Raw genomic sequence first — 21,896 nt, 5'->3', positions numbered from 1 at the left:
TCCGTAATCACCGCCATCCCATCCTCTTCGCATTCGTTAAACAGTGGTTTGCCCTACACCGGCTTCTGGTCGGGACCCACGCACCATCCCTTGATACTAGTCAGGCGTTCAAGCGGGTATTGCGAGTGTCGACACTAACGGTGTTTGAGGTCAAAGCGATCCAATGCGAGGACCGCATCGATCAGTTCTGGTGAACATACGGCGAGCAACACGGTCGCGATAATGCTCATATCTCAGGAGCATTATGAAAATGCTTCATCAAGAGCAGCTGCTGATCCAGACGCGCGCCAATCAGGTTATCGCTGGAGAGCGTTCACCATCGGTCTGATCACTACTGCAGCAATCGGGCGCCGGCGGGGTCGGGTAGCGTTGGACGCATTCTAATCATCGGACGTTCGAAATATCGCCAACTCAGCAGTGATGCTCCGACGATGACCCGTCGATGCGCTCAGCAATCCATGTGAATAGCTCCGACAAAAGATTAAAAATTAGAGCGATCATATAAATCGGTGTTGCCAATATCTGTCGCAGGACCATTTGAGTCGTAATTTCCGGCATGATGGGTTGCGGCCCGTTCATAAGGCTTCCTGGGTTGGGTTTCACCTCCCCCGCGTCGCCAGTTTCAGTCTCTGACATCTGGCGAACATACGGTACGCAACATGGTCATGATAATGCTCATATCTCAGGGGCATTATGAAATTGCTTCATCAAGAGCCCGCAATCTCCTCGCGAGCAAGCACATCCCCGGATTGATTCTTCGGCCATTGGATTCAGTGAGGTGGCACATTGTCGATCACCCCATTCTAGCGTTTTATTCTTTGCTGCCATGCTTGGTGCCGTGCATGATGCTGTCATCATGGAAATTCTAGCCACATACGGGCGCGCAAGATATCCGGCGCTAAGCCGAATGTGTGCTTTTCAGCTGCATGCAATGACATCGGACAGCCAGCTGCGCTTGTCGGCTGGTGCTGGGATGGTTGCTAGGGCGCCCAGTCGTTCATGAGAGCAACTAAGATGCCGAAGAACGTGAGAATTGCAGCGGCGCTTACAATCAGCCCATAGGGAAGATCGCGAGCAAGGCTTTTGAACGCAGCCCTGCCGATGGCCGTCTGTTTTTTTTCCGAAATCTCTGGGCGCCTCTGCTCTGACATCCGGCAAACATACGGCGAGCAACACGGACGCGATAATGCTCATATCTCAGGAGCATTATGAGATTGCTTCATCAAGCGCAGCGACCCTAATTTCCTGGTCCACGGTTGGCTTGGTTGCTTCGAGTGCGAGCCGGCACCTTTTTGGCTTTCTTTCCGGCGCTTGCAGTAGCGCTCGTCCTGTTCACGGATCCCCGCGGCTGCAAGGCATTGGAGTTCAGATTGACGGCCTCGCGAATGAGTGTTCTTAGCCACAATGAACCTCGATCATCGTGAACACGGCTGTGCCACAGCATCGAGAGTTCGATCATCTCCGCGTGATCCTGAGGAAAGTCGATAATCCTGATCCGCGCTGAACTCGCGCAGGCCTCGGCGTAGCGACGTGGGACAAGCGTGACCATGTCCGTTGCAGCGGTGACGGCCATTGCGGTCTGCGCGTCATATACCATCATCGACGTTGAGGCGCGATGGGCCGATCGAGGTGAATCCGCTTCATCGTCCGTCTCCAGGATGACGCGAAACACGAGATCGTTACGTGACGGTGGTTCACGCGATTTGTCGGCCGCCCTGGCGAGGCCGATGGCAAGACGCGGCCAGGCGAGGAAGGCGGCATGGTCGAACGGTTCTTTAGCGAGAGGATGATGGGTGCCGATTGCCCACGCTTTCTCATCGTGAAAGAGCACTTCGGATCGGAGGCGGGGCGGAACTTTGTCAAACGCGCCTAACGCGATATCGACCTGCTGCTGGTCGAGTGCCTGAGCAACGTCAGCGCTGCCGTTGACGATCTGCAAGGTGATGCCCGGCGCAGATTTGCGCGCGAGCGCGATCAGGCTGGGAACGATCAGCGTGCAAAAATAGGAACTAGCCGCAATGACGAAGCGCTGGCGGGTCTTGGCCGGGTCGAACAGCGGGGTTGTGACCGCGCTACGGATCTCGGCCAGCGCCATACGCAGTCGTGGCGCAAGTTGGTGCGCGCGCTCTGTCGGCTGCAAGCCAGAGGGGATCCGCATGAACAGCGAATCGCCCAACACCTCCCTGAGCCGCGCGAGCGCATGACTGACCGCTGACTGAGTGAGGAAAAGACGAGCCGCCGCCCTGGTGACGTTGCGCTCGTCATACAGGATATCAAAGATCCGCAGCAGATTGAGATCGATGTCCGACATGAACCAGTCTAATTATGTTCCTGACTTATATGCATTAGCATAATCAAGCTGTGGCCGCTATTTCTTTCTGGGAGCCAAAGAACCCGCCCTGAATCCAGCTTTCGGAGGCCACCATGAAGAAGAAGGTTCTAATCGTGAGCGCGATCCTCATCACTCTCGGAGCAACCATGCCGGCGTGTGCTGCCGACCTTTCAGCTCGCCGATACACCAAGGCTCCGGCCGTCGCCGCGCCCATCTACAACTGGACAGGTTTCTACATTGGCGGTCACATCGGCGGTGCCTTCAACGGGGACAACGGTTTCGCGGGCACCAATTCCGGCAGTAACGGACAGTTCCTCGGCGGCGTGCAGATCGGCGGCGACTATCAATTCGCTCCGAACTGGGTCGTCGGCATCGAAGGCCAGTTCAGCTGGCTCGGCAACAATAACAACGGCGTCATCATTCCCGGGGGATTCGTCTTCAGCAGTAATCAGCGCGGTCTCGGATCGGTAACCGGCCGTCTCGGCTACACGTGGGGTCCAACTCTGCTTTACGTCAAGGGCGGCTGCGCTTACTCCGACTACATCGACTTTCTGACACTGAACGGCGCGCCGATCGCCTTCGCGCTTAACAGCAGCCATCACGACGGTTACACGGTCGGCGCCGGCCTGGAATACATGTTTGCCCAAAACTGGTCGGCCAAGGTCGAATATCAGTTTTACGATTTCGGCAAAATCAACTTCATCACGCCGGCCCCTCTTTTCACGCTGGGCAACACTCGCAACGACGAGCACACCGTGAAAGTCGGGCTCAATTATCGGCTCAATCTGGGCGGCCAGGGCGCCACGCAGTATTGACCTTCGCTCCCTTCAGCGCATCGAAATGAAAGAGTCCGGACGTTGCTCCCGTGCGAAGGCCACCTTGGAGAACCATTCAATCATGTTGCCGTTCGACCAGAAAAAAGGCGATTGCGCTGAGCGCCGTCCGGCTTTCGAGTGCACCGCATTGCTGCTGCAAGGAGGTGGCGCTCTCGGCGCTTACCAGGCTGGCGTCTATGAGGCGCTGTCGGAAGCCGGCATCCATCCGGACTGGGTGGCGGGCATCTCGATCGGGGCCGTCAACTCGGCGATTATTGCCGGCAACCCGCCTGAAAAGCGGGTGGAAGGACTGCGCCGGTTTTGGGAACGTATTACCTCCGATGTCTTTGGGAGTTGGACACAGGATTTCCTGGCGCCTTTGATGAAGGGCGACTGGGTCCGAGGACTCATGAACCAAGTCAGCGCCAACTCAGCCATGCTGAGCGGCGCGCCGGGATTTTTCGTGCCGCGGCTTCCGTCTCCCTGGCTTCATCCGACGGGATCGATCGAAGCGACCAGCTTCTACGATGCGTCCGGGCTAAGAAACATTCTGGAAAGCCTTGTCGATTTTGACCGCATCAACGCTCGGGAAATGCGGTTCAGCGTTGGCGCGGTCAACGTGCGGAGCGGCAATTTCGTTTATTTCGACTCGACTACCCACACGATCCGGCCCGAGCACGTAATGGCGAGCGGCGCTTTGCCACCGGGCTTTGCCGCTGTCGAAATCGACGGCGAGCGTTATTGGGACGGCGGCCTGATCTCAAATACCCCGTTGCAATGGGTGCTCGACAGCACTCCGCGTCAGGACACGCTGGCCTTCCAAGTCGATCTATGGAGCGCCCGGGGAGATTTTCCCGGCAACATGGCCGAAGTCGAAACGCGACAAAAAGAGATCCAATATTCGAGCCGTACCCGAGCCAACACCGACCAGTTCAAGCGTGCACAGCGGATACGCAACACCGTCGCCGCCTTGCTTGAGAGCCTTCCTGACGATCTGAAGGACGAACCCTGTGCGAAGCTGCTCGGCTCCATCGCCGACCGCAAGGTCTACAACATGGTGCACCTGATCTATCGGGCCAAGAATTACGAGGGAAACTCGAAAGACTATGAGTTCTCGCGCTCGAGTATGGAGACTCATTGGCGCGCCGGTTACCACGACACGGTGCGGACGCTACGCCATCCCGATGTCCTAAAGCGACCTACCGACCACGAAGGCGTCGCGGTCTTCGATCTGGAGCAGGACGGCTGCGACTAGAGGACGAAAGTTCAAGTCGCTGGGTGGGCGGAATCAGGAAACCATCTGTCCGACGAAAATATCCGCCAGGACGCCGCGGCTTCGGACATGTCGTCCAAAGTCATCGCGCAAACAAAATGAAAGAAACGTCCGATGAATCTCAAAAGCAAGGTTGCCGTCGTTACCGGCGCGGCGAGCGGCATAGGCAGGGAAATTGCGCGCATCTTCTGTCGCGAAGGCGCCAAAGTTGTCATCGCTGATCTTAATCAGGCGGGTGCCGCTGCTGCTGCGACCGAACTCGGCGATGCCGACAGCGTTATCGGCGTCGGCATGGACGTCACCGACGAGACGCAGGTGGACGCCGGTATGGCGGCGGCCGTTGCTGCTTTTGGGGGCATCGACATTCTCGTCAGCAACGCCGGCATCCAGACGGTGGGACCGCTCGACCAGTTCGAGTTCGTCAAGTGGAAGCAGCTACTGTCGATCCATTTGGACGGCGCATTCTTGACCACCCGCGCCGCGCTGCGGCAGATGTACCGCCAGGGCACCGGTGGCAGCATCATCTACATGGGTTCGGTGCATTCCAAGGAAGCCTCAATGCTTAAGGGGCCTTATGTGACTGCCAAACATGGCCTGATTGGTTTGGCCAAGGTGGTGGCAAAGGAGGGCGCCAAGCACGGAGTCCGCGCGAACGTCGTCTGCCCGGGATTCGTGCGAACACCGCTAGAGCGCTTTCCACTTGATATGGGTCACTACGCGTATCCGGCATGTCGAAAGTAGTTCGCGCACTGCTCGGGTGCAAATGTCTTGATGAGCCTGCCGATCAGCTTCATCAGCGTTGTCACGGTGCGAGCGGCCCCCTTGCGCAGCGCTGTCTTTAGCTTCGAGAATGCCATTTCGATCGGATTGAGGTCGGGCGAGTAGGCCGGCAAATAGCGCACCTTGGCGCCGACCGCTTCGACCGCCTGGCGAACGCCGTCGATCTTGTGGGTGCGCAGGTTATCCATGAATACGATATCGCCTTTGCGCAGCGTCGGCGCGAGGATCTGCTCAACATAAGCGAGGAACGATGGCCCATCCATCGCGCCGTCAATGACATAAGGCGCCGTCAGGCCATTGATGCGCAGCGCGGCAACGAGCGTCAGCGTCTTCCAGTGGCCGTGCGGCACGCTCGCAACGAGACGCTCGCCACGCGGTGAGCGGCCGCGATGCCGGACCATCTTGGTCGTAACCGCCGTCTCGTCGATGAAGACGAGGCGCGGCGCATCAAGCTTGGATTGCTCGACCCTCAGCGCGGCACGCGCTGCAGCGACATCAGGACGATCCTGTTCGGCGGCGTGCAGAGTTTTTTTTGAACGTGATGTCGTGGCGTTCGTAGAAGCGCCAGACCGAGGTCGTACCGGTTTTCAGCCGCTTCTCGGACTTGAGCCGCGCGCGAATCTCTTCGAGCGTCAAGTCCGGCTCCGCTGCGACCAGATCAAGCAGCCATTGGCGATGCGCCTCGAGCGGCGAGCGGCTGTGGCCCGTGCCGGGCAATGCCGCTACACTGCCCGTTGTCGCCCAGCGCTCGATCCAGCGGATTGCGGTCGAGGCGCCGAGACCGAGCACCCGCGCCGCTTCCCGTCTGCTCTCGCCGTCTTCGACAAGCGCGACCGCCCGCGCCCTGAGGTCTTTCGAGTATCCCTTCGCCATCGCGCGACCTCGCCGTTGCTGTCAAAGCAACTCGAATCTGATTTGCGCGCCTCTGGGAACCCCCTTACTGTTCCGATTCACATCAACCGAAAACCGCTCTAGTTGAAAAGCAAATCCCCGAGCAAGCCAAGGTACTTGGCATCTCAGAATCGGATGTTGTGCGGCACGTGATGCTGAGGGATACCGTCGATGGCGAATTCACTACGTTGACGGATGTCGCGGAGGCGGTTCAGTTCCTCGCATCTTTTGGCTCAAACGCGCTGACAGGCCAGTCCCTGGTCGTTTCTCACGGCTGGTTCATGCAATAAGACAGGGCGTGCGGAATGGTAGGGGAGACAATTTCTGCCTTGACTGAATTTGCGCGTCTACATCTTGATCAAGTTAGTTACGCGAATTGTTTCCCGCGGAGACGAAGGCCACATCGACGCATCGCGCCGGCTTGCGCGAACCCTTCAGATTTAGTCCGACCAGCTACGATTGCTAACGAAAAACGTCAGTTTCGTGGTGTTCCGCGAACACGGCATCTTTTAGAGCGGACGCTGGCCTCGCCGTCCGTCTTTTCCTTCATAACATCCTCGAGAGACGGCGCGTCCTGCATTATACGTTTGAGATGCTCCGGGCCCGGTAGCGTTATTTTTGCCTTCTCGCGATCCCTGACACGATGCTCCGCTTCAATCCGGGCCTGCGTCCAGCCGTGAGGCTGCGGCGCATGAGCCTGGCTGCGAACCGCGTGGCGGGGGTGTTTATCCGTGACTCTCAAGATGTCTCCACGAAAAGACATATACCGACTTGGTAGTTGAAAAACCAAACCGTATCGTTTATATAACAGATGTCTGTCGCGCCGACAAGTGAGACGGCGCGTGAAGAGGAAAGAATGACGCGCCGATGGATTCCATGCAGGCGGCGTGAATAGTCACCGTCGCGCCCAGAAGTTTCGAAGCCTCTGAATCCGGTGCGCGACGATACGATTCGTCGATCTACCTGTGTCCTGACGCCGACGCCGTCGAGGAAATTAGCTCAGAATTGAACGAACGAACGAGCGACAAATGACCGTTTCTTCAGCTAACAGAACTGCGCTCTTCATCGACGGGGCCAATCTTTATTCGACTGCCAAGGCGCTCGGGTTCGATATCGATTACAAGCGGCTTCTAGAGGAATTTCAGAGCGACGGAACGCTGGTGCGCGCATTTTACTACACCGCGGTCATTGAAGGTCAGGAGTTCTCGTCAGTTCGCCCGTTGCTCGATTGGCTCGATTACAACGGCTTCACCGTGGTTACCAAGCCCACCAAGGAGTTTATCGACGCCAACGGCCACCGCAAGGTCAAGGGCAACATGGACATCGAGCTTACAATCGATGCGATGGAACTTGCCGACCGCGTCGATCACATCGTGCTTTTCTCCGGCGACGGAGATTTTCGCTCGCTGGTCGAAGCCGTGCAGCGACGCGGTGTTCGCGTCACGGTGGTCTCCACGATTTCCAGCCAGCCTCCAATAATTGCCGACGAACTACGCCGCCAGGCGGACGTGTTCACTGATCTCACGGATTTGCAGTCCAGAATCGGTCGCGATCCGCTCGAGAGTCCAACTCCTCGCGAAGCCAGTCTGCATTCAACGCATTACGTCCACCGGCGAACGCCTTTGAAAGGCGTCCAGACGCCTAGGAACTTCAAGGGCTGAAGGATTCCTAAAGGTCTTCGCGGCAAGCTTCACTAAAATCGCGCAGCACGTCGACGTTTCCCTGCCTGTCGACCTTATTATGCCCTGCAAAAGCCGTCCGAAAGGACGCGGCCCCGAAAGAGCCAGTCGTGATTTTTTGGGTTGCGGATCGAGGTCCTTATCTCGGTGAAAAACACCCGGCGCCGGATGCTGAAGTTCTCCGTTGGACTTTTTCGATGTGTGTGTCGTCAAAAGAGGAGAAGGGGGAGAAGCATGAGAGGCGTAGCCACAATGCCGAGGCCGAGAGCAAGAATGAACACCGGGTGGAGCGGGGCGTGGTCGGACATTGACCGATTGCGCGTGGTCGAATCTCCTCCGGGGCTGTCCTTCGAGCGGACCACGTCCCCCTCTTGCAATCCGCAAGCGGCCGGCCCCGGAAACGGAGCAGTTCCCGCAGCCCAGCCGCTCCGCGACGTCCTGGCCTGATAGCTTGGGGGTCCCAGGCCGTGCCGTCGCTATCGCGACCCTCAGGCGCGATTCTTGTCCCCGGAAACGCGCCCTAGTAAATTTCAATCAGTGAGTTTCCATGCGGCGACTCAGTTTCTCCGTTGCGCAGTAAGGCGACGACACCTTGATCGAGCACCGATCCGCGACGAAGTTGTTTGCCACGTTGCGGGACGTTTGAAACTGGCCGCTTCCGCGGATGTCGGTAGTTCCCTTGCTTTAAGACTGGCTTTACGAAGAGCGTTCATGCCCATAGCTAAGCAAAAAACTACACTGTATTGTTTACATAATGCAGCCCACCGAACTGACAAGGAGAATTGTGGGTGACCAACAAGAGAATTGAAGCTCTGCAACGGATCAGCCGGCGGGGGATCGGTGGCCGCCCCACCCGGGACGAGGCCGTGCGGCGAGACGCGCGACTGCTCGACGTTACAACAAACCTTTTCATGGAGCGAGGTTTTGAAGGCACGTCCATCGATGCGGTCGCGGAGGCGGCTGGCGTGAGCAAGCCGACCGTCTATGCGCGCTACCACGACAAGCGGGATCTTTTTGCGGCCGTCCTGCGAGGCAGGATACGACTGTGGCTCGCTCCGTTATCGGCGGCGGCCGAAGCCCACGCAACCGGGGCCAACCCCAAAAGCACCAAGACGACTCTGCACGAGCTTAGCCGGCACATGCTCGCATACACGTTGGCGCCGGAGGCAGGTGCGCTGCAGCGGATTGTTTCGGCGCAGGCCGTCCAGTTTCCTGAGTTGGCGAAGCTCGCACATGAGGAGGGCTGGCTGCGCGCGGTCCGGGGAGTGGCAAGTCTTCTGCGACAGTCTGCCGCCCGCGGCCAGATCAAGGTGGACGACCCGGAACTCGCCGCCGACATGTTCCTCAATCTTGTGCTTGGGCACTGCAAACATCTGGTCGTCTACGGCGTCGCGGCCGATCCAAAGATAGAGGAGCGGTATCGAAAGGCTGCCGTCGACTTCTTCCTGATCGGGGTTCGAACCAAATGAACCCAACCTCGACCCGATAAACCCGCAGCAGATTGAGGTATGCATATGAACCAACGTAATGATGCCGCTGAGCAATATGCATTGGCATAATCATGTTGCCGTCGCTACGTTTTCTAGAGAGCCAGACCGCTGGGAATGAAGCAGCACATCGGCCAGCAGGTGTCCCAGGACACTCAGCAGATTCTAAACGACTACCACAACAAGCTGAGGAGAAAACCAAATGAGCTTATGCCTTGTACTGCTTCTCGTTGCCATCGGTATCAACTGGTGGAACGGCTGGTTGCCCTTCACACATCCATTCCAGACGCCATGGAGGTGTTTGAAATCTCTAGGGTCATTAACAGCCTTGCATGGCCCTGAAGGCAAAGGCGTTCAGCATCATTCGACTTTGTGACACTCAAGAGCCAGCCCGCTGGGCAACACCCCGGGCGACCGGGACCAGACGCGTTGCGTTCCGAGCCGCGCTTGCGACGGATACATCTGAGATTCTGCGAGGGCTGACATGTGATCGCAGGGTAGTTAGCAGGTCGATGGAAGCGAATTCATCCACTCTCGATTTCGTGCTGCACGACGTCGCGCGGTTGCTCAGAAAGAGATTTGAGCAAAATGCGCGCGGTTCCGGGCTGACCCGATCGCAATGGCAGGTGCTGACGTATCTAGCCCAAAACGAAGGGATTAACCAAAGCGGATTAGCGGAGCTCCTTGACGTGGAGCCGATCACGCTTTGTCGCATCGTAGACAAGCTTCAGGCCTTCGGATTGATCGAACGGCATCCGCACCCGTCTGACCGACGCGTCTGGATTCTTCATCTCACGCCGGCTGCACATCCGAAATTGATACAGGTCCGCGAACTCGGCGACATGACGAGGAGCGAGGCCTTGGCAGGAGTTTCCGATACCGACGGGTCGCACCTGCTGGAGACACTACAAGCGCTGAAATTGAACCTAACGGACGCGTGCGATTCGTCGTTGGCAGGGCATAAGCGAGCAACTCATGGCTAATCCGAACGAAACCAATCCGAAACTCTACAGCGCCGACGCTGAGCAAAGCGGTCTCCACAGTCCTGAGGATAAGATCTATCATCTGACGCGTAGTCCGCCGGAGGCCAAGCACGCGTCAGGCGCAGGCGAGGCGGCAAAGCTGGAGTTGAAAGCCCGGCCAGAGGATCGCAAGCCCGACGCACGGCCATCGGATCAGCCGCCCTTCATTCCTGCGACGCCCGATCCGGTGCGGCCGAAAAGGTCGTTGCGCCGGCCGTTGATGTTCGCATTGCTGCCCGCGGCGCTCGTCGTCGGCGGATATTTTTATGTGACCGGCGGGGCGGTGATGTCGACGGACAATGCCTATGTGCAGGCCGACATGGTCGGACTGTCTACCGACGTGTCCGGAATCGTCCGTGAAGTCTCGGTTCACGACAATCAGAAGGTCGCGAAGGGCGACGTCCTGTTCAAGCTCGACGATCTGCAGTTTCGGCTCGCGCAGGATCGCGCCGAGGCCCAGATCGGAAATACGCGAAATGATCTCGTTGCGCTGCAGGCCAGTTACCGCAACCTGCAGGCCCAGGTTGAACAGGCACAGAAAGATGTTGACTTCAACATGGTCAACTTCCAGCGCCAGGAGCAGCTGATTGCCAACAACTTCACGCCAAGGGCCACCTTCGATGCCGCCCGCAATACGCTTCAAGGGTCGCAGCAGAAGCTTGCTTCGCTGAACGCGCAGCTCGCCGGCATCGCCGCGAACCTCAACGGCAATCCCGACGCGCCGATCGAGGATCATCCGCGATACAAGGATGCATTGGCCGCGCGCGATGAGGCTGCGCGCCGGCTTGCGCACACCATCGTGCGGGCGCCCTTCGCCGGCATTGTGACCAACGTGCCGTCGCTGCAGCCCGGCCAGTATCTTGCCGCCGCAGCCGTCGCATTCAACATCGTCTCGACGGATCACGTCTGGGTTCAGGCGAGCCCGAAGGAAACCGAACTGACCTACGTCAAACCCGAACAGAAAGTCACGGTCGACGTCGATACCTATCCGGGCGAGCGCTGGGCCGGAACCGTCGACAGCATCAGTCCGGCATCCGCCTCGAGCTTCTCGTTGCTTCCGGCCGAGAATACCAGCGGTAACTGGGTTAAGGTCGTGCAACGGATTCCGATGCGCGTCCTGGTCAAGAATGCCCCCGGCAAGCCACCGCTGCGCGTCGGCATGAGCGTGGAGGTGAATGTCGACACCGGCCATGCGCGCGGATTTCCCAGTTTCGTCACCAGTCTGTTCGGGTCAGGAAGCTGAGCATGGCGGATGCCGCTGCAAATGCTCCGCGACCGATCAACCGGCCCGCGGTTACGCTGTGCGTCATCCTCGCCGTGATCATGCAGGCGCTGGATACGACAATCGCCAATGTCGCGCTTCCCGTATGGTCAAAAAATTGAGACTGCTCAAAGGCGGCAGCGTTCCAACATTTTTGGTCTTGGGCCGGTGTTGCACAACAAGCTTGCCGTGGACGCTTGAGGAGGGACGACGGGGGTCGCAAGCAATTCTGGATACCGCAGGTTAGTGCAACAATTTCAGTGCTCCATGGCAGTGCTTGAACTTCTTGCCAGAGCCACAGAGGCATGGGTCGTTGCGGCCGGGAACGAGCACCTTGTGAATCGGTCGTCGCGTATCGTCGATGGTGTCTCTCGCAGGTGCACGGCGGGCAAGCCAGTACGCATGGATGTTGCGGGCGGCTGGCGCTATCAATTCCACGAACGCCTGATGTCTCGCATCGGCATCCTGGTAAGCCTCGACTAATTCCTTCAGCCTGTCCCAGCCGCTTTCGGTGCCGTAGAGATGGATGGCCTCGAACCAGTCGGGATGCGCTTCGAAGAGCGGTTGCCAACCCGAAGGGTCGAGTGCGATGCCCTTGACGTAGCCGCAGCACCACTCGTCGACAATCGACACAGTGCGTCCTTTGTGGTCGCGTGCTAAGAAAAGCGGCTCATAATACTGCGGGAACTGGGTCAACGTGACTGCAATATCGTTCGCGTGGCGCATCAGTAGGTCAAGGATGCGTTGCGCTTGCTTCTCGCTCGTAAACTCCGGAGACTGCTTGCCTTCCGTAGAATCCCAAACCCACCGCATCCATTCCGACGGCATGATGACATTCGGCCCCGATAGCACTGCGCAGAGAAAGCCGTCGAGGCCGGACACATCCATTGCATTTTCGAGGCCGTCGTCGGAAAGCAGAAACGCGTCAAGTTCCTCGATCTCCTGATCGATCAGCGGCCTGGATTTGATCGGTGTCATTGGTCAGCCCCATTTGATCACGAAGCCTAGCTTTGCGGACTGATGAGAAGCGTCGGCCCACCGGCCATTGCCAAATGTTGATCCGGGACTCTTCCAGCTGCTCACGCCGCCTCTTGATGGTAATAGTTTAGGAGCCCACCCAGCCTCTCGCGACATTGTACCGGCTCCTCGTGACGCGTTTGCGTGACCCGACGGAACAACAGGACGTTGGACTTCCCTTGATGATTCCGCTCGGCCTGGTAATGCGCCACATACTCACTCAGCGCTCGCCGCAGGGAGCGCTCACCAAAGACAATGATCTTCGACAAACACTCCTCCTTGACCGATCTCACCCAGCGTTCGGCATAGGCGTTCAAGTTCGGACTTCGCGCAGGCAGCGGGAGCGTCTTGACCCGGCCTGACTCGATGATCGCTCGGAAGGAGATGGTGTACTTCGTGTCGCGGTCATGCAGGAGATAGCGACAGTCTCGAAGGGTGCCGCATCCCTCCATAGTCACGTTCCGAGCCATTTGCTGCATCCATTGCTCGTTCGGGTGGATGGTGATCCCGGCGATTTCCACCTTGCGGCTCTCGAGATGGATAAAGAACAGCACGTAGTAGGTCACCAGTCCGCGCAGCGTGAGGACCTCCACTGTGAAAAAGTCGGTGCCTGCCAGAACCGCCAGGTGAACCCGAATGAATGCCGCCCAGGTCGTCGTGTGCTTGCGCGCCGGTGCGGACGGCAGGCCGTGACGGCGCAGAACATTGCCGACCGTTTGATCCGAGATCTCATGCCCCAGATTGGCTAGCGCCCCAACAATCCGATCATAACCCCAGGACCGGTTCTCGTCGGCCATGCGAACAATCAATTGCTCAACTTCTCCGTCGATTCGTGGCCGCCCCGGGGCTCGACGTGCCTGTGATCCATCGAACTTGCGAGCTATGAGCCTTCGGTACCATGCTAGGATAGTGTCGGGCAGGGCGGTGGCCGCCACCTCGCCGAGGGCCTTTCGGCCCAGTCGATGTCCAATCTCGCCGAGCTTCGTACGTTCGACGTCCGAGAGCTTCAAGCGCCCTTTCAACTGGGACTTCAGGATTCGGTTTTCGGCAACCAAATACTCATTCCGTAGCAGCAGCTCTTGGTCCACGGTCCCGGTGATGTAGGCTAGGATACGTGCCCACTCCATAACTTCCCCCTCTCGCTCGCGGACCCACAATCGGCGCCATGGATCGTCCCACAAAACCTAGCGGACGACACGCGGTGAGACTACGCTGGGATGAGATAATTACCCGACTTTCTTATAGATTTAATTTTTTGGCCATACGGGATCACGAAGGTCAAATGGACGGCCTACAACCAGCGTGGCGAAGGGGTATACAGCTTCACGCCAACCGTGATCCTCGCCCGTCGCCCTGATGCTACCTGTTGAGTTGCAACGTTCTAGAACTTGATCGGCGATTTTCGATCGAACGACAGAATCTCATTGAACCTTGCCGGTCCGTAGCGCCTGCCGTCAGCGTCCGTGATGTGGACGCCCCATCCTGTTTTATGAAGGCTGTTCGCTTTAGCTACAGTCAGCGTCGGGCTGGTGTTCTGCGTTTCAACCCATTCGCCGTCCTTCGATGCATGAACGGTAAATGATTCCATTTTTTTCTCAATGAACTATCGCAAAGGCCCTAACTGACGCCTTTGCTGTAATTAATAACTTCAGACCAATTCGGCCGCGGATCGACCCAACCAACCGAGCCGCACTGCGTGCACTTGAAATGTGCGCAGATATCGTACCAGCTCCAGTCCGGGAGTCTATCCAAGGAGTGGCCGGATCAGCAACGACCGCGATATGCCACATCGCCGCGCTGTCGCCGAGATCTGCCGTGGCGTTTGCAAGCTCTCCAGGACGATCTTGAGTTTCTCATCCTCGGACCAACGACGACGTCGGCCCGTATCCACCACTTCGAGCCGCTCGACTTGGGCACTGCGCTTATCACTGTCCATAAGGACAGTTCTCAACACTGAGCCTCACCTGACAAGGCGGCCTTGAGCGAAGGGATACGAACGATTCGACTCCCGAGCCCCGGAACTGGTTGTGACGTTCGATTCTTCAGGAAGCCCCTTGCCGTCGTCAGCAAAAATCAGGGGATACTCGGTCCCCTTTGCTTGGATTCATTTATCCGATCAGTGCGACATCAATGTCGGTTTGGTCATCGAGGCAAGCATACCACGTGTCGTCCCGCCAAGAATAAATTCCCGCAGCCGGGAATGCCCGTACCCGCCCATGACAATGAGATCGGGATCTGTATCGGCTGCATATGACAGGATTGTATTTGAAACATCGATCTTGCTGACGGGAATGCGCTCAATCGTGACGTTTACTCCGTGACGGGTCAGATGGGTCGCGATATCCGCACCCGGAAGGTCTGCGCTTTTGGCGCTCTGAATGTCCGCAACAACAATACTCGCCTTGCCGGAGCGGGTAAGAAACGGCATGGCATCGGCGACCGCTCGCGCGACTGCCCGGCTGCCATCCCAGCACACCAGGACATGATCGAGTTTGAGGCGATCTTTCTGAATAAAAGGAACGATGAGCACGGGTCTTCCGGATTCGAACAGCGCCGCCTCAATGACGATATTCGTGGTCGGATGATCCCTGTCCCTTTCAAATTGGCCAATGACGGAAAGATCGAATCGTCTTGCGATATGCGCAAACTGGGTTGGTATGTCGCCACTGCCAGCTTCAATCCTGCGCGTTTCGGCTGAAACGCCGGCGCGACGCGTCGCCTCGTCAAATGCGGCGGCCACGGACTCTGCGCGTTCTTGAGCTTCTGCTTGCTGGGCTCGAATAAAGTTAATCGACAAGCCAATGCCACTGGCCATTAGCGGATAGTAGGCAAAGGCGGTCCCCACGATGTGTGCGCCGAATGTTTCCGCAACCGATAAGGCGTAATTGGAAACGCCATCTTGCGATGTCCCGTAAGACAGGTTGACAAGAATATCTTTGATCATGCGTCTGCCTCCAGTTAGGTGATCGCGTATCTACACTGATTCCAGTGCCCATCTTTATCCCGGCTCAGACAGCCACATCCGCTCTACCCAACGGACATCAGCGACCGGCCCAGCATGTCGCAAAAGTGCGACTTCCGAACGCGGTGGCGCAAAGGAACGCGGGGTGACCCTTGGGTAACCCAAGGCTCCATGCGGCACGCAATGGCGCCGTGGAGGCGGTGAAGGCCGAAGCTGATCGATACGCTGCCAACGTGCTGCCCATTATTCGCGAAGCTCAGAAGGCAGGCGCACGCACGCTCCGAGAGATAGCAGAAGCGCTCAACGCACGAGGCATCGCCACAGCGCGCGGTGGGCAATGGTACGCTCAGAGCGTCGCGAACATCCTTGAGCGTGCATAGGAGCAAATACGGGCACTCATCGGCCGTCTCGTGGCGGCGCGCGGGAAACCGCCGGTTTGATCTAGGTCCCATTTCGGGCGGACCTACGGTTCTACGCTGGCCACCCATCCCGATTTCACTATTTCGACTTAAAGGGGGCGGCCGCCGCCGAACTGAAAACTGCGGTGCGCGTCACCGAGACTGAATGCGAGTGGTTAGACGCAGGGACACATTAGTCAGCCCCCGAGGACTGCCTTTAGCTCAGGTGTTTCTAGAAGCCGCGCAATAACCTACGCGGCTTCATTTGCGCTGATTTCGGCTTCGCCAGACCATTCAAAGCTGAGCGGAAGGTTGGGTCCAGCCTTGTAGGTAAAGGGTCCGCCACCCTTGACGCCCTTGAACTTGCCGGTGCCGCCGGTCCACTGCCAAGTGCCCGAGCCGCTTATTTCTTGGCCGTTAAGCTTGCCGGTGCCTTGGAAGGTGAAGTAGGTTTCATCACCATCGGTGCTGCGCGACATGGCGTAGCCCTTCTGGGTGAGTTGGTCACCCACAATTTCTTGCTGATCGACCGCTATCCCTAATGCACCGTCAAATTCCTTGTTCGGGCTGGTGTATTTCCAAGTTTCCGTGATCTGCTTGATCACATGTCCTTCCTGACCCGGAACCGTGGAAGTTAGTTCGGATAGGACTTGAACGTCTTTGTTGACGCCACTGTACCTGGCTTTCATTGCCATTCCCTCCCTTTTGTTGAGACAGGATTGTACGAACAGGGACACTCATCGGATTTCTCACGGCGCAACGCCCGGCCACGCCTGTTTGATTTGGCCCCCCTCGGATAAGCCTACGATTCTAAGCAGGCCACCGACGCCCATTTCACTATTCGACTTAAAGGGGGGCGGAGGCCGCCGAGCTGAAAACTCCTGTGTGTTCCATCGAGGAAACGCGACTACCTGTGAGCACTTGAGGGCACGTCCGACCTGCGAGACTTCAGGCCTTACTCAGCGCTTGTCGCGTTGATCTAGATCAATGGATTGCACCGCAAACGAAAATTGACTGGCAGACGCGCACTTGGAGTTCGGTCCAATGTGCCACACCCTCGGCTTCAAACTGCTTGGCTTAAAAGGGGCGGCCGACGACAAACTGACAGCAGCGCTGTGCTTAGAGGGAAGGATGTTCTCGGTCGGAGAAATACGGGGTCTCCGATTGGCACCGCTTTTGCTCAACTGCCTACTGCGCGGCGAGCGCGTCCCAAAACAGACCAGCGCAGAGGCTACCAATGGCAAACTCGTATCTACTTGAGACACCCCGGAGAACCGCAGCGATCAACGGGCTACAAATCGCGACACTGATCGGGAGCCTCTCGCGCTCGGTGGCGCTGCTCACGGTGGACATGGAACACGAGGAAACGCGAGCAGGAGTTCGCGACCTGTCGGACCCGGCTTACCCGGTCTTGGCGCGGAGCCTGAGGGCGCGAAGGGACAACATTGGGGCCACCATTGCTATGCTAGAGAACCTTCGGGCACCAAAAGCCCGCGCGGTTGATACGACGGAACGCGAGGTGGCGTAGGTGATCATCTGACGTGAACACCGAGCGCGGGGTGTTTTCTCGTACCCGACTTCCGCTATGCGCCAATACCAACAAAATTCCACATCGCATCGAAGTGACGCGATGGGCCAGAAGCGGGTGTACAGCCGGGAGATTCTCTACCGCGACGCTGGATCATCTTGTCCGCATGCGGCAGACGCGGTAATATCGGCCACCGGGACAACAAGTGCTGAGGCGGGCGGACCGTAAAATGGGCGGCGGAAAGCGCCGCAGCAGCTCTCACCACCGAGAGGGTCATCCCATGGCGATTTACCAAAGCATGCAGCGTGTGCGATTTTCGAGCGCCGACGGCTACAAGAAGTTCCAGGTGCTGTTCGCGGATGTGCGACGCCATTTGAAGCCGCTGCCGGGCTTCCTGCATCTGACATGGTGGGTCCATCCGGACGATCCGACCTGGTTCAACGAAGTGAGCTTCTGGACCAGCAAGGAGGCGCTCGAGGACTGGCACATGACGATCTATCACAAGCACGCCAAGGCGTGGGCGGCGCAGGGCGCTATCATGGAAGATATCATTACCAACTTCGAGCTCAAGAGCACGCGCCTGCTTCGCGTCTGCCCCTGTTGCAGTCACGTCCAGGACAAGACATTCGACCTAGACCGTGAGCAGGAGACGCTCGCAGAACCGTGCCCGCAGTGCCAGTTCCATTTCCCGGTCATGCCGGAGACGGCGAATAGCACCGCCGTGTTCCGGGACGCCGTTGAAAGTCCTGCTACGTTAAAGGACGCCGCCGAGTAAGGGCCGACATGCCAAATGGTTGGGGTGAAACGAAAACCACGATCCAGTGCGTGGAGAACGGCCCCTACATGGTGAAGGGGCCGGTAGTGCTCAAAGGCGACAAGGGCGAACCGATCACGACCATGGCGGTCATGTCCTTGTGCCGTTGCGGCGGTTCCAAGAGCAAACCGTTTTGTGACGGCACGCACAGCCGGATCGGGTTCCGGTCCAACAAGAGCGGGCAGGCGTAGACGCACCGTCCGACGGCCGTCGTGTGCTCGCGCTCCATCGCCAGCCTGCTAAATGGCACCTCCACCACGGTGAGGCAGGCGTCTGTGGCAGTATAACGAAGTGGCTAGGATCAAGTCAGGGGCTCGCAGCCGGGCGAACTCTGGCGCATGACCGCTCGGGGTTCACTCGCGACCGAGCCGCGAGGGCTGTCCCTGTCGGAAACCTAATCCGGCTGGCAAGTGAGGCCGAATCGCGCAATGTTTCTGGCTTGTGAGAGAAGCTTGCGGCCTGGTCTGGTCGGTGCTGGTGCTATTGTTCCAGTCGCGGGCCTCGTTGGAAGCTGAGATCCTGATCCTTCGTCATCAGCTTAACATCCAGCTTGCGTCAGGCGAAGGCCTGGAAAGGAGGACGGATTGCGGCGCGAAACCTTTCAAAGCGATCCAGAGGGTTCGACACCCTCCCGGTAAAGGCGCAGCCTGCCAGCCGGAAGCGAGCCTTGCATGGGCAGCGGCAACGCTGTTCGTGAAGCGTAGGCAGCAGATGCCAAAGCCGTGTGGTAAGCCTCGAAATTAAGTGCCCGCTGGGGCCTCCGGTTTGTTGGAGCCGGGGGCAGCATTGGCAAGACCGCTAAGAGGTGAGGTCTTGTCGGCTCGGCCGGGGTCCTGGAGCAGGGCAAAGGCATGGGATGGATCGCCAGGCAACCTGAGAGATCCTGCTTGCATCCACGAGCGCAACATGCCGGCAGAGGGGACACCGGCTGATCAACTGTCCCAGGCCCGACGAGTGACCTCCGCATCCGTCGGGAGCGCCACGGCGAACACGAACAAAGGAGGCGCACGAGGGACCTGCGACCGAAACCATAAGGGAACAGGTGCGCGCAGGCGGGAAGTCGTAGCGTCTTCATACTACCTGTGACATCGGGAAACCGGGCTCGCCAGGACCCGAGAGAGGGAAGGGAGACGTCACGAGGAGAGAACCGTTGGAGTGAAACAAGGGAGGGGACACTGGACCCTGCAAACCTGTCCACGAACCGACAACGGATAGCCGACTTGGCGAGGACGAAACGTGGGACGGCGCTTTACTCGCTCCACCACGTCATCGATTTGGAATGGATGCTGGAGGCCTATCGGCTCACCCGCAAGGATGGCGCTCCCGGCATCGACGGTGTCACAGCGGCAGACTACGAGGCAAACCTCGAGGCTAATCTCTTGAACCTCCTGGAACGCATCAAGTCTGGACGCTATCAGGCGCCGCCGGTCCGTCGAGCGTATATACCCAAGGCGGATGGTTCGCAAAGGATGCTCGGCATTCCAACCTTCGAAGACAAGGTGGCGCAACGCGCCGTGACGATGGTGCTGGAAGCGATTTATGAACAGGACTTCTTGCCCTGCTCGTACGGCTTCCGCCCAGGCCGCTCGGCTCACCAGGCACTCAATAGCCTGCGGTACGCGATCTGGTCCAAGCGCCTCTACTGGGTGCTCGACATCGATATACGCAAATATTTCGACTCGATTTCACACACCCACCTTCGGACGTTCGTCGACCAACGAGTCACAGACGGCGTCATCCGACGGATGATCGATAAATGGCTGAAAGCAGGAGCCGTCGAAGACGGTCTCCTGCACCGCACGACTGAGGGCACTCCACAGGGAGGTGTGATCTCGCCCTGCCTCTCGAACATTTTCTTGCACTATGTGCTCGATGAATGGTTCGAGACGCAAGTGAGACCGCGCCTTGTGGGGAATTGCACCCTTGTCCGGTTCGCTGACGATGCGGTCATGGCGTTCGACAATATTGTCGACGCCCAACGCGTCCTGGCGGTCTTGGGCAAGCGTCTTGCGCGGTTTGGGCTCATGCTTCATCCCGACAAGACACGCCTCGTCGACTTCCGCCCAAGGCGAGCAGAGGGCACACGCCATCCGGACACGGGTGGAACCTCGTTTGACTTCCTTGGCCTAACCCACGTGTGGGGGCGGTCACGGCAAGGCAAGCACATGGTTCGGCAGATCACGGCCAAAGGCCGGTTTGCCCGTGCAGTGGCCGCGGTGAACGACTGGTGTCGGAGCAACCGGCACCGGCCCATCCGCGACCAGCACCGCCATCTGTCCTCAATGATGCGGGGCCACTTCGCCTACTACGGTGTTGGTGGCAACGGTCGACGACTGCGTTGGTTCGCCCATCAGGTGGTGCGGGTTTGGCAAAAGTGGTTGTCGCGGCGAGATCGCCAGAGCGTGGTCCGATGGGCCCGTCTGAACGAAATCCTGAAACGCCACCCGTTGCCTCCGGTCAGGGTCGTCCATCCTTACGCTGCTGTGAGCGAAGCTCTCCCGTGAAGAACCGGATGCGGGAATTCCGCTCGTCCGGGTCTGTGAGGGGTGGGGATGGCAACGTCCCCACCTACTCGGCGACGGCACCTGCCAAAGAGACTGACTTTGAGTGCCATGGATCGCCCGATCTTTGTTGGGCTGTCTCGTTTGGCGCCAAGTACCCTCAATGCGCTGACGATTGTGAAGCCGGAGACTGTCGTCCGTTGGCATCGTGCCGGGTTCAGATCGTACTGGCGCTGGAAATCACGACCTTGTTCCGGCCGACCGACAGTTGCGGTCGAAATACGACGGCTGATCCGCGAGATGAGCATTGCCAATCCGCTGTGGGGAGCGCCTCGGATCCATGGCGAGTTGCTTAAGCTCGGCATCGAGATCGGCCAGACCAGCGTCGCCAAATACATGGTCAGGCGGAGACACCCGCCGTCGCAAGGCTGGAGAACCTTTATCCGCAATCATGCCGACGGGATCGCGGCGATGGATATGTTCGTCGTGCCGACAATCTCGTTTGGCCTGCTCTATGGATTGCTGATCATGGGGCACGGCCGGCGACATATTCTGTGGTTTGGCGTCACAGCGCATCCAACCGCAGAATGGATCGCAAATCAGGTCACGCAAGCATGCGGTTGGGAGCAGGCTCCTTGCTATCTCATCCGTGACCGGGACGGGGCTTATGGTGAGGTCTTTATCCGCAGACTCCGATCGATAGGCATTCGCGATCGACCGACGTCGCCGCGCTCCCCGTGGCAGAACGCATTTGCCGAAAGGCTGATCGGTTCGATCCGCAGGGAATGCGTTGACCACGTCATTGTATTCAGCGAGCGCCACCTCCGTCACCTACTGCTCTGTTACATGAAATATTACAATGGGTCTCGCACGCATCTATCCCTGGAGAAAGATGCACCGGTCTCACGCGCCGTCGATCGCGCCGGGCACATTCTTTGTCGCCCAATCTTAGGCGGACTCCACCACCGATACTCCCGGATTTAATTTACGACAGGCACAGCCCGAAACTTGAAGCCTTCTAAACCCTTGAAACAAAGTAGCGTGTCCCCGTCTTAGGTCATAGGCGGCGGTTGCAGAAGCCACGCGGCAAGACGCTCTAAGCCGAAGTTTTCACCCATGAATCGCATAAGTATCTG

General features: G+C 58.3%; 19 protein-coding genes and 3 pseudogenes. 14 read left to right on the top strand and 8 right to left on the bottom strand.

Going from position 1 to position 21,896, the window contains the following annotated elements:
- Positions 1-1,237 precede the first annotated feature (1,237 nt).
- Positions 1,238-2,311: a LysR family transcriptional regulator gene (locus V1289_RS16250; protein ID WP_334397839.1), complete on the bottom strand. Its 1,074-nt coding sequence runs from the start codon at positions 2,309-2,311 to the stop codon at positions 1,238-1,240.
- Between the two features lie 113 nt (positions 2,312-2,424).
- Here V1289_RS16250 and V1289_RS16245 point away from each other — a divergent pair, with 113 nt between their 5' ends.
- The 3 genes and pseudogenes from V1289_RS16245 to V1289_RS16235 all read left to right on the top strand — a co-directional run.
- Entirely contained in the window at positions 2,425-3,147 is a 723-nt protein-coding gene (locus tag V1289_RS16245; RefSeq protein WP_334397838.1) for an outer membrane protein, read from the top strand.
- An 82-nt stretch (positions 3,148-3,229) separates the two neighbouring features.
- A complete protein-coding gene (locus tag V1289_RS16240; RefSeq protein WP_334397837.1) occupies positions 3,230-4,402 on the top strand; it encodes a patatin-like phospholipase family protein in 1,173 nt (390 codons plus the stop codon).
- Positions 4,403-4,534: 132 nt separating this feature from the next.
- Positions 4,535-5,107: pseudogene (locus tag V1289_RS16235) on the top strand (3-hydroxybutyrate dehydrogenase); the annotation flags it as partial.
- A 26-nt stretch (positions 5,108-5,133) separates the two neighbouring features.
- Here V1289_RS16235 and V1289_RS16230 read toward each other — a convergent pair.
- Positions 5,134-6,073 (bottom strand): IS630 family transposase gene (locus V1289_RS16230; RefSeq protein ID WP_334397836.1). Its coding sequence is split into 2 segments (ribosomal slippage): positions 5,134-5,733 and positions 5,735-6,073, totalling 939 coding nucleotides; the frame shifts between segments, so codons are not numbered across the junction.
- Between the two features lie 89 nt (positions 6,074-6,162).
- On the opposite strand from V1289_RS16230, the pseudogene V1289_RS16225 reads away from it, so the two are divergent.
- The 6 genes and pseudogenes from V1289_RS16225 to V1289_RS16200 all read left to right on the top strand — a co-directional run.
- A pseudogene (locus tag V1289_RS16225) lies at positions 6,163-6,381 on the top strand (3-hydroxybutyrate dehydrogenase); the annotation flags it as partial.
- A 738-nt stretch (positions 6,382-7,119) separates the two neighbouring features.
- Positions 7,120-7,752: a LabA-like NYN domain-containing protein gene (locus V1289_RS16220; RefSeq protein ID WP_334397835.1), complete on the top strand. Its 633-nt coding sequence runs from the start codon at positions 7,120-7,122 to the stop codon at positions 7,750-7,752.
- Between the two features lie 806 nt (positions 7,753-8,558).
- The gene (locus V1289_RS16215) at positions 8,559-9,239 is read left to right on the top strand and encodes a TetR/AcrR family transcriptional regulator (RefSeq protein ID WP_334397834.1); all 681 of its coding nucleotides are present in this window, start codon (positions 8,559-8,561) and stop codon (positions 9,237-9,239) included.
- A 530-nt stretch (positions 9,240-9,769) separates the two neighbouring features.
- Positions 9,770-10,240 carry a MarR family winged helix-turn-helix transcriptional regulator gene (locus tag V1289_RS16210; RefSeq protein WP_334397833.1) on the top strand — a complete coding sequence of 157 codons (471 nt, stop codon included), beginning with the start codon at positions 9,770-9,772 and terminating at the stop codon, positions 10,238-10,240.
- Positions 10,233-11,522, top strand: a complete 1,290-nt coding sequence (locus V1289_RS16205; RefSeq protein WP_334397832.1) for an HlyD family secretion protein — start codon at positions 10,233-10,235, stop codon at positions 11,520-11,522. Before V1289_RS16210 ends, V1289_RS16205 begins: the two co-directional genes overlap by 8 nt.
- 2 nt (positions 11,523-11,524) lie before the next feature.
- Positions 11,525-11,662: a hypothetical protein gene (locus V1289_RS16200; RefSeq protein ID WP_334397831.1), complete on the top strand. Its 138-nt coding sequence runs from the start codon at positions 11,525-11,527 to the stop codon at positions 11,660-11,662.
- A 121-nt stretch (positions 11,663-11,783) separates the two neighbouring features.
- On the opposite strand, the gene V1289_RS16195 is transcribed toward V1289_RS16200, so the two are convergent.
- The 5 genes and pseudogenes from V1289_RS16195 to V1289_RS16175 all read right to left on the bottom strand — a co-directional run bounded on the left by V1289_RS16195 (position 11,784) and on the right by V1289_RS16175 (position 15,501).
- Positions 11,784-12,518, bottom strand: coding sequence for a UPF0149 family protein (locus V1289_RS16195; RefSeq protein WP_334397830.1), 735 nt, complete (start codon positions 12,516-12,518; stop codon positions 11,784-11,786).
- A gap of 101 nt (positions 12,519-12,619) precedes the next feature.
- The gene (locus V1289_RS16190; RefSeq protein ID WP_334397829.1) at positions 12,620-13,684 is read right to left on the bottom strand and encodes a helix-turn-helix domain-containing protein; all 1,065 of its coding nucleotides are present in this window, start codon (positions 13,682-13,684) and stop codon (positions 12,620-12,622) included.
- A gap of 254 nt (positions 13,685-13,938) precedes the next feature.
- Entirely contained in the window at positions 13,939-14,145 is a 207-nt protein-coding gene (locus tag V1289_RS16185; protein ID WP_334397828.1) for a hypothetical protein, read from the bottom strand.
- A gap of 171 nt (positions 14,146-14,316) precedes the next feature.
- Positions 14,317-14,493 (bottom strand): annotated as a pseudogene (locus V1289_RS16180) (transposase); the annotation flags it as partial.
- A gap of 180 nt (positions 14,494-14,673) precedes the next feature.
- Positions 14,674-15,501: a universal stress protein gene (locus V1289_RS16175; protein WP_334397827.1), complete on the bottom strand. Its 828-nt coding sequence runs from the start codon at positions 15,499-15,501 to the stop codon at positions 14,674-14,676.
- A 209-nt stretch (positions 15,502-15,710) separates the two neighbouring features.
- Between V1289_RS16175 and V1289_RS16170 the strand changes: the two genes are divergently transcribed.
- A complete protein-coding gene (locus V1289_RS16170; protein WP_334407498.1) occupies positions 15,711-15,899 on the top strand; it encodes a recombinase family protein in 189 nt (62 codons plus the stop codon).
- A 269-nt stretch (positions 15,900-16,168) separates the two neighbouring features.
- On the opposite strand, the gene V1289_RS16165 is transcribed toward V1289_RS16170, so the two are convergent.
- Positions 16,169-16,522 carry a hypothetical protein gene (locus tag V1289_RS16165; protein WP_334397826.1) on the bottom strand — a complete coding sequence of 118 codons (354 nt, stop codon included), beginning with the start codon at positions 16,520-16,522 and terminating at the stop codon, positions 16,169-16,171.
- Positions 16,523-17,674: 1,152 nt separating this feature from the next.
- Between V1289_RS16165 and V1289_RS16160 the strand changes: the two genes are divergently transcribed.
- The 4 genes from V1289_RS16160 (at position 17,675) to V1289_RS16145 (ending at position 21,744) form a co-directional block, all read left to right on the top strand.
- Positions 17,675-18,220: an antibiotic biosynthesis monooxygenase family protein gene (locus V1289_RS16160; protein ID WP_334397825.1), complete on the top strand. Its 546-nt coding sequence runs from the start codon at positions 17,675-17,677 to the stop codon at positions 18,218-18,220.
- An 8-nt stretch (positions 18,221-18,228) separates the two neighbouring features.
- Positions 18,229-18,450 carry a CDGSH iron-sulfur domain-containing protein gene (locus tag V1289_RS16155; protein ID WP_334397824.1) on the top strand — a complete coding sequence of 74 codons (222 nt, stop codon included), beginning with the start codon at positions 18,229-18,231 and terminating at the stop codon, positions 18,448-18,450.
- Between the two features lie 1,029 nt (positions 18,451-19,479).
- Entirely contained in the window at positions 19,480-20,763 is a 1,284-nt protein-coding gene (ltrA, locus tag V1289_RS16150) for a group II intron reverse transcriptase/maturase (RefSeq protein WP_334397823.1), read from the top strand.
- A gap of 108 nt (positions 20,764-20,871) precedes the next feature.
- Positions 20,872-21,744, top strand: a complete 873-nt coding sequence (locus tag V1289_RS16145; protein ID WP_334407496.1) for an integrase core domain-containing protein — start codon at positions 20,872-20,874, stop codon at positions 21,742-21,744.
- The last annotated feature ends 152 nt before the right edge of the window (positions 21,745-21,896 follow it).

It is taken from the genome of Bradyrhizobium sp. AZCC 2289 (assembly GCF_036924615.1).
Taxonomy (GTDB): Bacteria; Pseudomonadota; Alphaproteobacteria; order Rhizobiales; family Xanthobacteraceae; genus Bradyrhizobium.
This window is presented reverse-complemented; position numbering and strand designations above follow the sequence as displayed.

Bases quoted from the DNA above. Each gene is read 5' to 3' on its own strand.
- V1289_RS16250 (WP_334397839.1), bottom strand. From the start codon at position 2,311: ATGTCGGACATCGATCTCAATCTGCTGCGGATCTTTGATATCCTGTAT.
- V1289_RS16245 (WP_334397838.1), top strand. From the start codon at position 2,425: ATGAAGAAGAAGGTTCTAATCGTGAGCGCGATCCTCATCACTCTCGGA.
- V1289_RS16240 (WP_334397837.1), top strand. From the start codon at position 3,230: ATGTTGCCGTTCGACCAGAAAAAAGGCGATTGCGCTGAGCGCCGTCCG.
- V1289_RS16220 (WP_334397835.1), top strand. From the start codon at position 7,120: ATGACCGTTTCTTCAGCTAACAGAACTGCGCTCTTCATCGACGGGGCC.
- V1289_RS16210 (WP_334397833.1), top strand. From the start codon at position 9,770: ATGGAAGCGAATTCATCCACTCTCGATTTCGTGCTGCACGACGTCGCG.
- V1289_RS16205 (WP_334397832.1), top strand. From the start codon at position 10,233: ATGGCTAATCCGAACGAAACCAATCCGAAACTCTACAGCGCCGACGCT.
- V1289_RS16200 (WP_334397831.1), top strand. From the start codon at position 11,525: ATGGCGGATGCCGCTGCAAATGCTCCGCGACCGATCAACCGGCCCGCG.
- V1289_RS16195 (WP_334397830.1), bottom strand. From the start codon at position 12,518: ATGACACCGATCAAATCCAGGCCGCTGATCGATCAGGAGATCGAGGAA.
- V1289_RS16190 (WP_334397829.1), bottom strand. From the start codon at position 13,684: ATGGAGTGGGCACGTATCCTAGCCTACATCACCGGGACCGTGGACCAA.
- V1289_RS16185 (WP_334397828.1), bottom strand. From the start codon at position 14,145: ATGGAATCATTTACCGTTCATGCATCGAAGGACGGCGAATGGGTTGAA.
- V1289_RS16175 (WP_334397827.1), bottom strand. From the start codon at position 15,501: ATGATCAAAGATATTCTTGTCAACCTGTCTTACGGGACATCGCAAGAT.
- V1289_RS16160 (WP_334397825.1), top strand. From the start codon at position 17,675: ATGGGCGGCGGAAAGCGCCGCAGCAGCTCTCACCACCGAGAGGGTCAT.
- V1289_RS16155 (WP_334397824.1), top strand. From the start codon at position 18,229: ATGCCAAATGGTTGGGGTGAAACGAAAACCACGATCCAGTGCGTGGAG.
- V1289_RS16145 (WP_334407496.1), top strand. From the start codon at position 20,872: ATGGATCGCCCGATCTTTGTTGGGCTGTCTCGTTTGGCGCCAAGTACC.